The sequence below is a fragment of the Stutzerimonas stutzeri genome, from assembly GCF_019090095.1.
Taxonomy (GTDB): domain Bacteria; phylum Pseudomonadota; class Gammaproteobacteria; order Pseudomonadales; family Pseudomonadaceae; genus Stutzerimonas; species Stutzerimonas stutzeri_AN.
On sequence record NZ_JAGQFP010000002.1, the window covers coordinates 623,283 to 637,989 of the forward strand.

At 65.4% G+C, this 14,707-nt stretch carries 12 protein-coding genes; 2 read left to right on the forward strand and 10 right to left on the reverse strand.

Annotation, left to right across the window (positions count from 1 at the left end; translation table 11 throughout):
* Positions 1–15: 15 nt before the first annotated feature.
* From KVO92_RS12520 to KVO92_RS12540, 5 genes are all read right to left on the reverse strand, one after another.
* Positions 16–1,395 (reverse strand): nucleobase:cation symporter-2 family protein, encoded by a 1,380-nt coding sequence (locus KVO92_RS12520; protein ID WP_217475964.1) that lies wholly within the window; start codon positions 1,393–1,395, stop codon positions 16–18.
* Between the two features lie 240 nt (positions 1,396–1,635).
* Complete coding sequence (locus KVO92_RS12525; RefSeq protein ID WP_254621425.1) at positions 1,636–3,171, reverse strand: nucleobase:cation symporter-2 family protein; 1,536 nt, start codon at positions 3,169–3,171, stop codon at positions 1,636–1,638.
* Between the two features lie 961 nt (positions 3,172–4,132).
* Entirely contained in the window at positions 4,133–5,971 is a 1,839-nt protein-coding gene (gene ilvD, locus KVO92_RS12530) for a dihydroxy-acid dehydratase (RefSeq protein WP_217475965.1), read from the reverse strand.
* A gap of 287 nt (positions 5,972–6,258) precedes the next feature.
* Entirely contained in the window at positions 6,259–7,455 is a 1,197-nt protein-coding gene (locus tag KVO92_RS12535) for a class I SAM-dependent rRNA methyltransferase (protein WP_217475966.1), read from the reverse strand.
* Positions 7,456–7,739: 284 nt separating this feature from the next.
* Positions 7,740–8,279 carry a type 1 glutamine amidotransferase domain-containing protein gene (locus KVO92_RS12540; RefSeq protein WP_217475967.1) on the reverse strand — a complete coding sequence of 180 codons (540 nt, stop codon included), beginning with the start codon at positions 8,277–8,279 and terminating at the stop codon, positions 7,740–7,742.
* Positions 8,280–8,522: 243 nt separating this feature from the next.
* Between KVO92_RS12540 and mutM the strand changes: the two genes are divergently transcribed.
* Complete coding sequence (gene mutM, locus KVO92_RS12545) at positions 8,523–9,335, forward strand: bifunctional DNA-formamidopyrimidine glycosylase/DNA-(apurinic or apyrimidinic site) lyase (protein ID WP_217475968.1); 813 nt, start codon at positions 8,523–8,525, stop codon at positions 9,333–9,335.
* Between the two features lie 113 nt (positions 9,336–9,448).
* Positions 9,449–9,790, forward strand: a complete 342-nt coding sequence (locus KVO92_RS12550; protein WP_217475969.1) for a multidrug transporter — start codon at positions 9,449–9,451, stop codon at positions 9,788–9,790.
* 256 nt (positions 9,791–10,046) lie between these two features.
* Here the strand turns inward: KVO92_RS12550 and KVO92_RS12555 are convergent, their stop codons facing one another.
* The 5 genes from KVO92_RS12555 to KVO92_RS12575 form a co-directional block, all read right to left on the reverse strand.
* The gene (locus tag KVO92_RS12555; RefSeq protein ID WP_021206077.1) at positions 10,047–10,298 is read right to left on the reverse strand and encodes a YfhL family 4Fe-4S dicluster ferredoxin; all 252 of its coding nucleotides are present in this window, start codon (positions 10,296–10,298) and stop codon (positions 10,047–10,049) included.
* A 136-nt stretch (positions 10,299–10,434) separates the two neighbouring features.
* The gene (gene coaD / locus KVO92_RS12560) at positions 10,435–10,917 is read right to left on the reverse strand and encodes a pantetheine-phosphate adenylyltransferase (RefSeq protein ID WP_102846855.1); all 483 of its coding nucleotides are present in this window, start codon (positions 10,915–10,917) and stop codon (positions 10,435–10,437) included.
* Positions 10,918–11,022: 105 nt separating this feature from the next.
* Complete coding sequence (locus KVO92_RS12565) at positions 11,023–12,618, reverse strand: GMC family oxidoreductase (RefSeq protein WP_217475970.1); 1,596 nt, start codon at positions 12,616–12,618, stop codon at positions 11,023–11,025.
* A 39-nt stretch (positions 12,619–12,657) separates the two neighbouring features.
* Complete coding sequence (locus KVO92_RS12570; protein WP_254621426.1) at positions 12,658–13,206, reverse strand: twin-arginine translocation pathway signal protein; 549 nt, start codon at positions 13,204–13,206, stop codon at positions 12,658–12,660.
* Between the two features lie 11 nt (positions 13,207–13,217).
* A complete protein-coding gene (locus tag KVO92_RS12575; RefSeq protein WP_217475971.1) occupies positions 13,218–14,648 on the reverse strand; it encodes a coniferyl aldehyde dehydrogenase in 1,431 nt (476 codons plus the stop codon).
* Between the last annotated feature and the right edge of the window lie 59 nt (positions 14,649–14,707).

A 14,707-nucleotide genomic window follows, 5' to 3' on the forward strand; every position in this document is an offset into this window, starting at 1 on the left:
GCGCGGGCGGCCGGATCAGACGGGGGCTTGCTCGTCGTTCACCGGCGACTCGGGCAGGAACCAGTTCATCAGCAGCGCGCAGATGCCGCCGGTGGCCACGCCCGATTCCAGCACGTTGCGCAGCGCCGCCGGCAGGTTCGCGAGGAATTCCGGCACCTGTGAAACGCCGAGGCCCAGTGCCAGCGACACCGAGATGATCAACAGGGCGCGGCGATCCAGCCGCACGCCGGCGATGATGTTGATGCCGGCCGCGGCCACCGCGCCGAACATCACCAGCGCGGCGCCACCGAGCACCGGCTCGGGCACCGCCTGCAGCACGCCGGCGACCGCCGGGAACAGCCCGAGCACCACCAGCATCGCGGCAATCCACAGGCCCACGTAGCGGCTGGCGATACCGGTCAGCTGGATGATGCCGTTGTTCTGCGCGAACACCGAGCTGGGGAAGGTGTTGAACAGGCCGGCCAAGAGCGAGTTGGCGCCGTTGACCAGCACGCCGCCCTTGATCCGCTGCATCCAGACAGGCCCTTCGACCGGCTGGCCGGAAATCTTGCTGGTGGCGGTGATGTCGCCGATGGCTTCCAGCGAGGTCACCAGGTAGATCACCACCATGGGAATGAACAGGCTCCAGGAAAAGCCGAGGCCGAAGTGCAGCGGCATCGGCACCTGGAACAGCGCCGCCTCGTGCATGCCGGCAAAATTCAGGCGGCCCAGGTAGGCGGCCAACGCGTAGCCAATGGCCAGCGCGATGATGATCGCGCAGCTGCGCATCCAGACCACCGGCAAGCGGTTGAGCACGACGATCGCCGCCAGCACCACGCCGGACATCAGCAGGTTCTCGCGGCTGGCAAAGGTGCCGTCACCCATGGCCGCGAAACCGCCGCCCATGCTGATCAGGCCGACCTTGATCAGCGTCAGGCCGATCATCAGCACCACGATGCCGGTGACCAGCGGCGTGATCAGCCGCTTGATGAACGGCAGCACGCGCGAGACGCCCATCTCGATGAAGGAGCCGGCGATCACCACGCCGAAGATCGCCGCCATCACGCCTTCCACCGGCGTGCCCTGCTTGACCAGCAGCACGCCGCCGCCGATCAGCGGGCCGACGAAGTTGAAGCTGGTGCCCTGCACGATCAGCAGCCCGGCGCCGAGAGGGCCGAAGCGTCTGCACTGCAGGAAGGTGGCGATGCCGGAGATTACCAGCGACATGGAGACGATGATGTTGGTGTCGCGCGGCGACACGCCGATGGCCTGGCAGATCAGCAGGCCGGGTGTGACGATCGGCACGATGATCGCCAGCAGGTGCTGCAGCGCGGCGAGAAAGGCGATCCACGGCCGGGGACGGTCGTCGAGGCGGTACAGCAGATCGTTGGCGGGGCGCTGGTCGAGGGCGTTCATGTTCGTCCTTGGCGGAGAAAACGCGCGAGTTTACTGACTGCAGCGAGGTGCGGACAGTGCCCGCTGCGGCCGGTGCCTGCGGGCGTGCTGTGCGCTGAAAGACGAATGCGGGGGGATGTGCTTGATGGCTATCGCTGCGCGCCGCATGGGCTCCGCGCGAAACAGCGCGATGCCCGCGTTATGCGAGCATCGCTTGAATCGGGGCGGGCGAGGTAGCGCCCGCCGAGACGGCGGGCCTCGTCAGTGGCCTGCCGGGCTCTTGGCGGCTACGGCGTTTCCGTGAGCGGCGGCGTCGCCATGGCTGCCAGCACCGAGTACCGGCACTTCGTTGCCTTGCGCGTCGAAAAGCCGGCCGTCGCGGAAGTAGTCGCCGTCATGAAGCTTGGCGATGTCCTGATAGCGCAGGGTACGCTCGCTGGCGGCGACGAATACCGACTGCTGGTTCGAGTTGCCGGCTTTCAGGTGGTTGAAGATCAGGTTCAGCACGATGGCCATGATCGCCGCCGAGCTGATGCCGGAATGGAAGATGGTCTCGAACCAGGCCGGGAACTGGTGGTAGAAGCTTGGCGCCGCGATCGGAATCATGCCGAAGCCGATCGAGGTGGCGACGATGATCAGGTTCATGTTGTTGCGGTATTCCACCTGCGCCAGCGTTCGGATACCGGCCGCCGCGACGGTGCCGAACAGCACGATACCGGCGCCGCCGAGCACCGCAGTGGGAACAGCGGCGATCAGCCGGCCCATCACCGGCAACAGGCCCAGCGTGACCAGGATGAGCCCGGCCGTGGCGACCACGTAGCGGCTCTTCACGCCGGTCACGGCCACCAGGCCGACGTTCTGCGCGAAGGCACTCTGGGTGAAGGAGCCGAAGAGCGGAGCCAGGCTGCTGGAGATCATGTCGGCGCGCAGGCCATTGCCCAGCCGCTTGGAGTCGACCTTGGTGCCAATGATCTCGCCCACCGCCAGGATGTCGGCCGAGGTTTCCACCAGAGTCACGATGATCACGATCAGCATCGACAGAATCGCCGCCAGGTGAAACTCCGGCATGCCGAAGTGCAGCGGCTTGGGCATCGCAACCATCGGACCTTCGAGCACACCGGAGAAGTCCGTCATGCCCAGGAAGGCTGCCACCAGGGTGCCGATAACCATCGCCAGGAGAATCGACAGCCGGGAGATGCTGGCGCTGCCGAGCTTGGACAGCAGCAGCACCGTTGCCAGGGTAAAGGCGGCCAGGCCGATATTGGCCGTGCTGCCGAATTCGGGCGACTGGCTGTTGCCCCCCATCGCCCAGCGTGCCGCGACCGGCATCAGGGTCAGGCCGATGATCGTGATGACGATACCGGTGACCAGTGGCGGGAAGAACTTGGTGATCCGAGAGAAGATCGGGGTAATCAGCAGGCCGATCAACGAGGCGGCGATCACGGCGCCGAGCACGGCGGGAATGCCTCCGGCGCCATCGCTGCCGATGATGGCGATCATGGTCGCTACCCCGGCGAAGGACACGCCTTGTACCAGCGGCAGTTGGCAGCCGAAGAACGGCAGGCCGAGGGTCTGCAGCAGGGTGGCGAGGCCACCGGCGAACAGCGAGGCGGCGATCAGCAGGCCGATGTCCGCCGGAACCAGTCCGGCCGCCTGACCGACGATCAGGGGCACCGCGACGATACCGCCATACATGGTCAACACATGCTGCAGGCCATAGGCCAGGTTGGCGCCGATGCCGAGATTCTCGTCTTCGGGCCGCTGTTCAGGAGATGGTTTTGCGGATGAGGCTGTCATGTCGATCCCTTTCTCGCTGTTGTTCTTGTGCGGCTAATGTAGACAATTCCTTTCAGGATTGACTACCACTTTGTATACATTTTTATCTGCTGCCGCTCAGGACACAGGTGCAGCCACGTTCTCCAGCGCGTGGAGCAAGGCGGCCCGTGGACGTTGAGTGGTCAAAAACGCGAGGGCGACAAACCGACGGCCGGTTGCGCAGGGTTCAGGTTACGACTGCCAAGGGCGGAATCGATGGCTGGTGAATTGGTGGTGCAACTGGGGCCTTGCCCCGCGAGGGGCCCCATTCGTGGCCAACGCCAAACTGTGGGAGTGGTCTCGACCGCGAACGGGCACGGTGCGCTGGCTGGCTTTGTGGGTGGGGTCGGGGATGAGGGAGAACGAGCGGGAGCCGTCAGACCGTGCAACCGCTCCATTCGCGGCCAAGGCCGCTCCCACAGGTCACGCACCTCGCCCAAACCGTGGGAGCGGTTGGGGACGCCTAGTCTTGACCGCGAAAAGGCATGGCGCACCGGCTGGTTATTTTTGGTGGAATCGCGTCAGGGGAAGGGAGGAACGAGCGGGAGCCGTCAGATCGTGCAAACGCCCTATTCGCGGCCAAGGCCGCTCCCACAGGCGCGCATTTCGCACAACCATGGGAGCGGTTGGAGACGCCTAGTCTTGACCGCGGACGGCATGGCGCACCGGCTGGTTATTTTTGGTGGGATCGCGTCTGGGTAAGGGGGAACGAGCGGGAGCCGTCAGATCGTGCAAACGCCCTATTCGCGGCCAAGGCCGCTCCCACAGGCTACGCACTTTGCCCAAACCGTGGGAGCGGTTTGGGACGCCTGGTCTTGACCGCGAATGGCCGCGACGCACCCGCTGGCCACCCGTTGGGTTGGCGCCAGGATGACCGGCGGAGGGCGAGTCGAGTGCGCGGCCTCCGGGCGGAAGCCGCGCACTAAGAAAGACCGGCGGTCGGTCAGTCTTCGAGCATCGCCTTGTTGCGGACTGCGCCCTTGTCGGCGCTGGTGGCGAGCAGGGCGTAGGCCTTGAGCGCCGTGGTCACCTTGCGCGCGCGAGGCTGGGCCGGCTTCCAACCCTTCTTGTCCTGCTCGATGCGGCGGTGGGCCAGTTCTTCATCGCTGACCTGCAGCTGGATGCTGCGGTTGGGGATGTCGATCAGCACCTTGTCGCCGTCGCGGACCAGGCCGATGGCGCCGCCTGCGGCCGCTTCCGGCGAAGCATGGCCGATGGACAGGCCCGAGGTGCCACCGGAGAAGCGACCATCGGTGAGCAGGGCGCAAGCCTTGCCCAGGCCTTTGGACTTCAGGTACGAGGTCGGGTAGAGCATTTCCTGCATACCTGGGCCGCCCTTCGGGCCCTCGTAGCGAATGATGACGATGTCGCCGGCCTTCACTTCGTCATTGAGGATGCCCTTCACGGCACTGTCCTGGCTTTCGAAGATCTTCGCCGTGCCTTCGAACACGTGGATGGATTCGTCTACGCCGGCGGTCTTCACCACGCAGCCATCGAGCGCGATGTTGCCGTAGAGCACGGCCAGGCCGCCTTCCTGGGAATAGGCGTGCTCGACGCTACGGATGCAGCCGTGCTCGCGGTCCAGGTCCAGGGTGTCCCAGCGGGTCGACTGGCTGAAGGCCGTCTGCGTCGGGATGCCGGCCGGGCCGGCCTTGAAGAAGGTGTGCACCGCTTCGTCCTGGGTCTGGGTGATGTCCCACTGGGCGATGGCTTCTTCCATGCTGCGGCTGTGCACGGTGGACACATCGGTGTGCAGCAAACCGCCACGGGCCAGTTCGCCGAGAATGGAGAAGATGCCGCCGGCGCGGTGCACGTCTTCCATGTGGTACTTCTGGATGTTCGGCGCCACCTTGCACAGCTGCGGCACCTTGCGCGACAGCGCGTCGATGGCGAGCAGGTCGAAGTCGACCTCGGCTTCCTGGGCGGCGGCCAGGAGGTGCAGGATGGTGTTAGTCGAGCCGCCCATGGCGATGTCCAGCGTCATGGCGTTCTCGAACGCCTTGCGGCTGGCGATGTTGCGCGGCAGCACCGACTCGTCGCCTTCACCGTAATAGCGCTGGCACAGTTCGACGGCAGTACGGCCGGCGCGCAGGAACAGCTGCTCCCGGTCGCTGTGGGTCGCCAGGGTCGAACCGTTGCCGGGCAGGGCCAGGCCCAGGGCTTCGGCCAGGCAGTTCATCGAGTTGGCGGTGAACATGCCGGAGCAGCTGCCGCAGGTCGGGCAGGCGCTGCGCTCGTATTCGGCGACCTTCTCGTCGGACGCGCTTTCGTCCGCGGCGATGACCATCGCATCGACCAGGTCCAGGCCGTGGCTGGCCAGCTTGGTCTTGCCGGCTTCCATCGGGCCGCCGGAGACAAATACCACCGGGATGTTCAGGCGCAGGGCGGCCATCAGCATGCCGGGGGTGATCTTGTCGCAGTTGGAGATGCAGACGATGGCGTCGGCGCAGTGCGCGTTGACCATGTACTCGACCGAGTCGGCGATGATCTCGCGCGAGGGCAGCGAGTAGAGCATGCCGTCGTGGCCCATGGCGATGCCGTCATCGACCGCGATGGTGTTGAATTCCTTGGCGACGCCGCCGTGCTTCTCGATCTCGCGTGCGACCAGCTGGCCGAGGTCCTTCAGGTGCACGTGGCCGGGCACGAACTGGGTGAAGGAGTTGGCGATGGCGATGATCGGCTTCTTGAAGTCTTCATCCTTCATGCCGGTGGCACGCCACAGCGCGCGGGCACCGGCCATGTTGCGGCCGTGCGTGGAGGTTTTCGAGCGGTAATCGGGCATGACGGTTCCTGCGGCTAATCAGCTGGTCGAATAGTGCTTATGGTGAGCGTCACCTGTGCCGCGTGCAACGGCAGGTGACCGTGCGTGCGGAGGGGCCGGATCGAGACGGGGTATCGCTCGGGCGGCCTGGGCTCATGGGCCCGCCGGGGGATGGCGGCGAGGAATGGGCCGATTCTACGCCCGGCCGCGGCACTGCGAAAGGTTGATGGTCGGGGTCGGCGGGTTGCCGGCGCGGTCGTCGAGGTGGATGTCGCTTTCACATCCACCGTGTGCGTCCCGCGTTCGCCTCAGCTGTTCGGCAGGATCCGGCAGGTGATGCTCTTGATATAGCGCGTCTCGGGAATCGCCGGGTGCACCGGATGGTCCGGGCCCTGGCTGCCGCGTTCCAGCAGCTGGATGTTGCGGTCCAGATGACGGGCGCTGCCGAGCAGGATGTTCTGCAGATCGTCCTCGGGCAGGTGCATGGAGCAGGACGCGCTGACCAGGATGCCGTCCTTGTTGAGCAGGCGCATGGCTTGCTCGTTGAGGCGGCGGTAGGCGGCTTCGCCGTTCTTGAGGTCCTTCTTGCGCTTGATGAAGGCTGGCGGGTCGGTGATGACCACGTCGAAGCGCTCCTCGGCGTTCTTCAGCTCCTTCATCGCCTCGAAGGCATCGCCTTCGACGCAGGTCATCTTTTCAGCGACGCCATTGAGCGCCGCGTTACGCTCGACCCCGTCGAGGGCGAAGCCCGAGGCGTCGACACAGAACACCTCACTGGCGCCAAACGCGGCGGCCTGTACGCCCCAGCCGCCGATGTAGCTGAACAGATCCAGCACGCGCTTGCCCTTGACGTAGGGTGCCAGCCGCGCGCGGTTCATCCGGTGGTCGTAGAACCAGCCGGTTTTCTGGCCTTGCAGCACAGGCGCTTCGAACTTCACGCCGTTCTCTTCCAGGGCCACCCACTCGGGGACGACCCCGAAGGCGGTATCGACGTAACGCTCCAGGCCCTCGGCGTCCCGCGCGCTGGAGTCGTTCTTCCACAGTACGCCACGCGGCTTGAGTACCTGCACCAGGGCTTCGAGCACCGCGTCCTTGTTGCGCTCCATGGTGGCGGAGGCCAGCTGGACCACCAGGTGATCGTGGAAACGGTCTACCACCAGCCCTGGCAACAGGTCCGAGTCGCCATAGATCAAGCGGTAGCAGGGCTGATCGAACAGGCGTTCACGCAGCGACAGGGCGACCTGGATGCGGTGCACCAGCAGCGACTTGTCCAGGCTGTGCTTGAGATCGCGCGACAGCAGGCGGGCGCAGATCAGGTTGTTCGGCGAGACGCCGACGATGCCCAGCGGTTTGCCGCCCGCCGCTTCGAGGATGGCCTGGTCGCCCGCGGCGAAACCGCTCAGCGGCGTGGCCGCGGTGTCCACCTCGTTGCTATAGACCCACAGGTGCCCCGCGCGCAGGCGGCGATCGGCGTTGGCTTTGAGACGCAGGCTGGGCAGGGTCATTGGGAGGGCTCCGGGAAAAGGGCGGGATTATAAGGGGGACGGAAGATAAAAGCGCGGAGCAAGCAGGGGTTCGGACGGATCAAGGGTTCGGCTCGGGCACCGATGGAACCGCAGCTTCGTTGTGGTGGATCGATGGAGCGTGATCCACCCTACGTTTCTCCGGGCTCCAGACTTCCAGCCCACCTGTAGGAGCAGGCTCTGCCTGCGACCCGCTCGACCAGGAGCCGTGTCCGATCGCAGGTAGAGCCGGCTCCTACGGGCGCGAAGCCTGCGGCCGCTTCTTTCTACACCGCCAGTGCCTTGATCAGGGCGTCACTGAACGCGGGGATATCGTCCGGTTTGCGGCTGCTGATCAGGTGGCCATCGACCACCACCTGCTCGTCGACCCAGTTGGCGCCGGCGTTTTTCAGATCGTCGGTCAGCGAGGGCCAGCTGGTCATGCGCTTGCCTTTGACCAGGTCGGCGGAGGCCAGCAGCCAGGCGCCATGGCAAATGACGGCGATGGTCTTGTTCGCGCGCGCAGCGTCACGCACCAGCTCCTGGGCCATGTCATCGGTGCGGATGATGTCGGAGTTGACCACGCCGCCGGGCAGCAGCACCGCGTCGTAATCCTCCATGCGGAGGGTGTCGAAGGTCTTGTCGACATGAAACTTGCTGGCCGGGGTGGTGTGATTCCAGCCGGTCACCTCGCCATTCTTGGCCGAAACGATGTGGACGGTGGCGCCCTTCTCCTCGAGTGCTTCCTTGGGCCCGGTCAATTCCACCTGCTCGAAGCCGTCGGTAACCAGCGCCGCAACGCGTTTGCCTTTGAGTGACTCTGCCATGTTCGTCCTCCTCGTCGTTTCAAGAGCGCCCAGATCGGCGCTACTTGAAATCCGACCATGTTCTCGGCCAAAGTTCGCACCCTTCGGCCGCGGCGATGCGCTCAGCGTCTGCCCCTTGATGTGGTCAGCATCCTGCGTGGTCGTCCTGCACGACTGCCGTTCGGCCCCGGCGAACCGGAAGCGGGCTGACGCCGCCTCGCCCGTCCTGATAAGGTCATCTCCGGTTCATTGCCCATAGCGTCCATGCCCGAACTTCCTGAAGTCGAAACCACCCGCCGCGGGATCGAGACCCATCTGGTCGACCAGCGTGTCAGCCGTGTCATCGTCCGCGAACGACGCCTGCGCTGGCCCATTCCGGACGATCTCGATGTGCGCCTGTCAGGGCAGCGCATCCTGGCGGTGGAGCGGCGCGCCAAATACCTGCTGATTCGCGCTGAAGTGGGCACTCTGATCGCCCATCTCGGCATGTCCGGCAGCCTGCGGCTGGTACCGGCGGACCTGCCGGCGGCCAAGCACGAACACGTCGACATCGTCCTCGAGTCGGGCATGGCGCTGCGCTACACCGATCCGCGCCGTTTCGGCGCGCTGCTCTGGAGCGAGGATCCGCTGAGCCACGTGCTGCTGGCCAACCTGGGCCCCGAGCCGCTCAGCGACGCCTTCGATGGCGAGCGTCTGTACCAGCTGTCGCGCGGGCGGAGCATGGCGATCAAGCCGTTCATCATGGATAACGCGGTGGTGGTGGGCGTCGGCAACATCTATGCGAGCGAAGCGTTGTTCGCGGCGGGGATCGATCCGCGCCGGGCCGCGGGCGCGGTGTCGCGGGCGCGCTATCTGAAGCTGGCGATCGAGACCAAGCGCATCCTGGCGTATGCCATCGAGCGCGGCGGCACGACCCTGCGCGATTTCGTCGGCGGCGACGGCAAGCCTGGTTACTTCCAGCAGGAGCTGTTCGTCTACGGGCGAGCCGGCGAGTTCTGCCGGCAGTGTGGCTCGACCTTGCGCGACATTCGCCTGGGGCAGCGAGCCAGCGTTTACTGCGGCCGCTGCCAGCGTTGAGGCGGCCACTGCGCAGGCATTGACGGCGTTCACGATCAATAAGTGGCCGCCGCTGCTATAGTGACCGGCACAACAATCATCTGCCTCGTTTCGCCCAGTTGAAGGACCACACCATGAATCTGTTTCGCTCCACTGCTGTCGTCTTGGCCCTGACCACTGGTCTGCTGGCGGTTCCCGCTCAGGCGCAGTCCGTGCAGCAGAACGCCAGCGGCGATCCCATGTACACCGTCGAGGCGCCCAAGGCCTTTTCCATCGTCGGCGATCTGTTTATCGCACGCCCGCTGTTGATCGCCGCAACGGCCATCGGCGCCGGTCTGTTCGTGGTCAGCCTGCCGTTCAGCGCCATGGGCGGCGGCATCAAGGAAACCGGTAAGGCGCTGGTCGTCGAGCCCGGCGCCGCCGCCTTCGCCCGTTGCCTGGGATGCACCCGCGTCGGTTACAACCGCCAGGACTGAGCCAGGCCTCGCGCTGACCGGAGCGCGATAAGCACTACCCGCACGGCTCCGCCGCCTTCGCGCGCGCGGAGCCGTGTCGTTTCTGAGGTTTGCTTTTTTTGCGATACCAGCGCTGACCGAAGGCGGCGGGCCGGAGCGCTCAGGTCTTGGTATCGCTGGCTGGTCGCGTGGTGCGGCTGAGGATGCAGGTCGGCCGCGTTGCGAAGTGATGCCGGTTGCCGGGCTCACCGCAGCGGTGAGCCGCGCACGTCGCCGATCAGGCCTTGCCGGTGATGATCAGGTATTTCTGCATCAACTCGTCCTTGCTCTCGACGTTGTTCGCATCCAGCGGAATGCAATCAACCGGGCAGACCTGCTGGCACTGCGGCTCATCGTAGTGACCAACACATTCGGTGCACAGGTTCGGGTCGATGACGTAGATTTCCTCGCCTTGGGAAATTGCGCTGTTCGGGCACTCGGGCTCGCACACGTCGCAGTTGATGCAGTCATCGGTGATTATCAGGGACATCCAGCTAGCTCCAGCCGCGGCGTCGGCCGCAGCGCAGGTAAGAACGACGCGCCAATTTTGCCGCATCCATACGGCCGGTGCACGCGACAGTGCGATCCCCCGGCCAGCGGTTGCGCTCGGCGCGGCCGCCGTGGCGTTAACGCGAGGCGTAGCGCTCGGTCAGCGCTTTCATCACCGAGGGGTGAACGAACTTGCTGACATCGCCCCCCAGGCGCGCGATCTCGCGAACCAGGGTCGAGGAGATGTAGGAGAACTTCTCCGAGGGTGTCAGGAACAGGCTTTCGACATTGGGCGCCAGTTGCCGATTCATGTTCGCCAGCTGGAATTCGTATTCGAAGTCGGACACCGCGCGCAGGCCACGCAGCAGCACATTGGCCTTCTGCTCGATGACGAAATGCGCCAGCAGCGTCGAGAAGCCCAGCACCTTCACGTTCGGCAAGTGCGAGGTCACTTCCTGTGCCAGAGCCACACGCTGTTCGAGCGGAAACAAGGGATTCTTGTTAGGGCTGGCAGCGACCGCAATGATGACTTCATCGAACAGGCGTGAAGCGCGCTCGACCAAGTCGGTGTGGCCCATGGTGATCGGATCGAAGGTTCCCGGATACAGCACTCGATTCATCGCGGCGTCCTGACGCATGCGTGGGGGGTGGATGGTAGCGGCTCGGTCACGGCAGCGTAAAGCATCAAAGCGGATGACCCCCGGATGCCAGCATAGCGCTGGCGTTCAAGGATTTTTCAATCGTTCGGCCAGTTGACTGGAGAGCTTCGCGGTCAGGCCGTAGATGGACAGCTGCGGGTTGGCGCCGATACTGGTCGGAAACAACGAGCCGTCATGGATCGACAGGTTGGCCAGTTGTTGGTGCCGCCCGAGGCTGTCGGTCACCGCCTGGCGCGGATCTTCACCCATGGCGCAACCGCCCATGACATGGGCGCTGCCGAGCCGGGTGCGATAGCGCTCGAGCTTTAGTCCATCGATCAATTGGCGCGCTTGCGCGAGGCGGGTGACGTACTCGGCGTCACTGTGCAGCGGCAGGACCGCTTTGGCCCCGGCCGCAAACTGAATCTCGGCCATGCTGTGATACGCACGGCGGATGCCGTCCCAGGTGTAGTCGGTCATTCGATAATCGAGCGTCGGCGAGCCGTCGCTGCGCAGCTGAACCTGGCCCTCCGCGCTGTCCGGGTGAAAGCCATCGCGCATCAGCGCGATCATCGCATTGGTGTGGGGTAACTGTTCCATTCGCAGGGCGTTGTCGACGCCGAAGCGCCCGAGCAGCGTCGCCGCCAGGGCCGGGTGCACGGGCGGCACCTCGAGCTTGTAGGACATCCGCCCGCGCGCGCCGTCGCGCCACTGGAAATGATCGGAATAGATCGATTGGGGGGCGCCGTAGAAGGGGTTGATCACCGCCTCGAATTGCGCCGCCGAGAAATTCACCAGGTGCAGGAAGGTACGCTTGCCGAGCCGCTGATGTGGGTCGGGTGCATCCGAGCGCAGCAGGATGGCCGGCGTGTTGATGCCACCGCCGGCAAGGATGTAGTGCCGCGCACGGACCCGGATCCGCCGTCCGGTCGGTGTGACGCACAGCGGGTCCATGGCCACGCACTCCAGCGCCGTCACCCGGTCGTGCTCGATCACCAGGCGGTCGGCTCGGGTCAGGTAGAGCACTTCGCCACCGGCCTCCAGCATGGCCGGGATCGTCGTCACCAGCATCGACTGCTTGGCGTTGGTCGGGCAGCCCATGCCGCAGTAGCCCAGGTTCCAGCAGCCGCGCACGTTGCGCGGTATCACCGCCCAGCTGTAACCGAGCGCCTCGCAGCCGTCTCGGATCACCTGGTTGTTGGCGTTGGGCGGCAATGGCCAGCGCTCGACACCCAGGCGCTGCTCCATCCGCTCGAACCAGGGCGCCAGATCCTGCTCGGAAAGCCCTCGGACGTCGTGCTCGCGGGCCCAGTGCTCGAGGGTGGCGGGGGGCGTGCGAAAGCTCGAGGTCCAGTTCACCAGGGTCGATCCGCCCACTGCACGGCCTTGCAGAATGGTGATGGCGCCGTCGTGGCTGGTGCGGCCGATAGCCTCCTGATAGAGCGAGGCGTAGGCGGTCGGCTCCTGCATATCGAAGTCGCGGCTGCTGCGCAGCGGTCCTTCCTCGATCAGCAGCACCCGGTAACCCGCCGCGCTGAGGATTTCCGCGCTGGTAGCGCCACCGGCCCCGCTGCCGACGATGGCAATGTCGGCCTCGAGGGTGGCGTCGTGCTCGAGTCGCGATCCATCGTGAATCTTCCAGCCGCGGGCGATACCTTCGGCAATCGGGTCGGGAACGGGCATCGGTTCTCCTTGATGCAAGCGGCGTGTTCAGCCAGTCGGCTAGACGGTTGGCGGGCCGGGATAGCCGCAATGCGCCCAGGACTCCGGACGGCCATACCAGGCCATCAGGATCATCTGCTGGAGCGAGGCATGCCCCTGTCGGAACAGGTCGATCGAGCTGTGCTCCCAACGCTGCAGAAATGCCGTCACTTCGTCATCCTGCGCCTGCTCCCAACCGCCCCAGATGCCCGTCGACGGACCGCGGGTGAGCGGCAGCGACAGCAGGTCGAACAACTGCCGGACCTGCTGCGCGACCGCCGGTGACAGGCGGGCCAGGCCTTGGTCGAGGCTCGCCAGCGTGCCTTGAACGGCACCGGGCAGGCTGGCGGGAGCCGTTGCGCCCTCGAGCATCACTGCAGCGATACGCCGTAGCATCGGCAGGTCACTGTCGCGCAGTTGCACGAATCCCCGGGCCGGGTGATCGGCGCTGCAGCCGGCGAGGCTGCCGAGCAGGCCGGCACCGGCAAGGGCGACGCTGCCGAACAGGCCGATGCGAAGCAGGCGGCGGCGAGAAACCAGGTTGTCGCCAGTCATCGTTTCGAAGGGCATGGCCGCGCGACTCAACGTACGAAGAGCTTGTAGATGAGCTTCTGCAATGCCTTGCCGTAGGGTGGATAGATCACGCTGGCCGCATTGAAGCGCTGCTTGACGAAAACGCCCTTGGCCTTGCTGAAGGTCAGGAAGCCGTCTCGCCCATGGTAATGCCCCATCCCGGACGGGCCGATGCCGCCAAATGGCAGATCGTCCTGCGCCACATGCAGCAACGTGTCGTTGAGGCAGACTCCGCCGGAATGAGTGTGCCGCAGCACTCGGCGCTGCTCGGCCTTGTCGTAGCCGAAGTAATACAACGCCAGCGGACGCGGCCGCGCAGTGACGTAGGCGAGCGCCTGGTCGATCCCGTCGTAGGGCACCACCGGCAGCAGCGGGCCGAAGATTTCATCCTGCATGACCTGCATGTCGTCGCTCACCTCGAGCAGCACATGCGGTGCCATGCGCCGCTGCTCGCCTGGTTCATGCAGTGCTACCACGCGGGCGCCCTTGGCCCGGGCGTCGTCCAGGTAAGCCTGCAGGCGCGCATGCTGTCGACGGTTGATGATGGCGGTGTAGTCCGGGTTGTCTTCCAGCTGTGGATAGAAACGTCGCACCGCCTTGGCGTAGGCCTCGACAAAGCCATCGATGCGCGATCGCGGCACCAGCACGTAATCCGGGGCGACACAGGTCTGGCCTGCATTGAGTGTCTTGCCGAAGGCGATGCGCTCGGCGGCGTCGGCCAGCGGCACGTCGGCCGACACGATCGCCGGAGACTTGCCGCCCAGTTCGAGGGTCACGGGCGTGAGATGCTCCGCGGCGGCGCGCATCACCTGGCGACCCACGCTGGTGCTGCCGGTGAACAGCAAATGGTCGAAGGGCAGCTGCGAGAACGCGACCGCGGTGTCGACGTCGCCGAGGACCACCGCGACCTGATCCTCGGGAAAGATCTGCGCCAGCAGGTCCTTGAGCAGCGCGCCGGTCAGCGGCGTGGCCTCGCTCATCTTCAGCATGATCCGGTTGCCCGCCGCCAGCGCACCGATCATCGGGCCGATGGCGAGATACAGGGGATAGTTCCAGGGAACGATGATGCCGACCACCCCCAGCGGCTGATAGACCACGCGGGCGCTGGCCGGCTGGAAGGCCAGGCCGACCCGCCGCCGGGACGGAGCCATCCAGCGCCGCAGATGGCGCTTGGCATGCCGAATGCCATGCAGGCTGGGCATGATTTCCGCCAGCCGCGTTTCGTCTGCCGAGCGGTTGCCGAAGTCCTCGCTTATCACGTCGATCAGAACTTGCTGGTGGCCGGCAAGCAGGTCGTGCAGCGCTTCCAGCCACTGCAGGCGGTCCTCGGCGCAAGGGCTGGGCGCGGCCTGGAATGCCTGACGCTGCCTTTCGAACAGGGTTTGCAGGCGGTCGATTTCGAGGCTGGGCTGATTGGCATGAGGGGCATCGGCAAGCATGGTGCGATCCGGGCAGGTGACAGCCGATGGTTTTAGAGTAATGACTCTAATCTGTCAAA

Excerpts from the sequence above, each read along its gene's own strand:
- KVO92_RS12520 (WP_217475964.1), bottom strand. The coding sequence starts at position 1,395 with ATGAACGCCCTCGACCAGCGCCCCGCCAACGATCTGCTGTACCGCCTC.
- KVO92_RS12575 (WP_217475971.1), bottom strand. The coding sequence starts at position 14,648 with ATGCTTGCCGATGCCCCTCATGCCAATCAGCCCAGCCTCGAAATCGAC.
- KVO92_RS12570 (WP_254621426.1), bottom strand. The coding sequence starts at position 13,206 with ATGCCCTTCGAAACGATGACTGGCGACAACCTGGTTTCTCGCCGCCGC.
- ilvD (WP_217475965.1), bottom strand. The coding sequence starts at position 5,971 with ATGCCCGATTACCGCTCGAAAACCTCCACGCACGGCCGCAACATGGCC.
- KVO92_RS12550 (WP_217475969.1), top strand. The coding sequence starts at position 9,449 with ATGAATCTGTTTCGCTCCACTGCTGTCGTCTTGGCCCTGACCACTGGT.
- mutM (WP_217475968.1), top strand. The coding sequence starts at position 8,523 with ATGCCCGAACTTCCTGAAGTCGAAACCACCCGCCGCGGGATCGAGACC.
- KVO92_RS12565 (WP_217475970.1), bottom strand. The coding sequence starts at position 12,618 with ATGCCCGTTCCCGACCCGATTGCCGAAGGTATCGCCCGCGGCTGGAAG.
- KVO92_RS12535 (WP_217475966.1), bottom strand. The coding sequence starts at position 7,455 with ATGACCCTGCCCAGCCTGCGTCTCAAAGCCAACGCCGATCGCCGCCTG.
- KVO92_RS12540 (WP_217475967.1), bottom strand. The coding sequence starts at position 8,279 with ATGGCAGAGTCACTCAAAGGCAAACGCGTTGCGGCGCTGGTTACCGAC.
- KVO92_RS12555 (WP_021206077.1), bottom strand. The coding sequence starts at position 10,298 with ATGTCCCTGATAATCACCGATGACTGCATCAACTGCGACGTGTGCGAG.
- coaD (WP_102846855.1), bottom strand. The coding sequence starts at position 10,917 with ATGAATCGAGTGCTGTATCCGGGAACCTTCGATCCGATCACCATGGGC.
- KVO92_RS12525 (WP_254621425.1), bottom strand. The coding sequence starts at position 3,171 with ATGACAGCCTCATCCGCAAAACCATCTCCTGAACAGCGGCCCGAAGAC.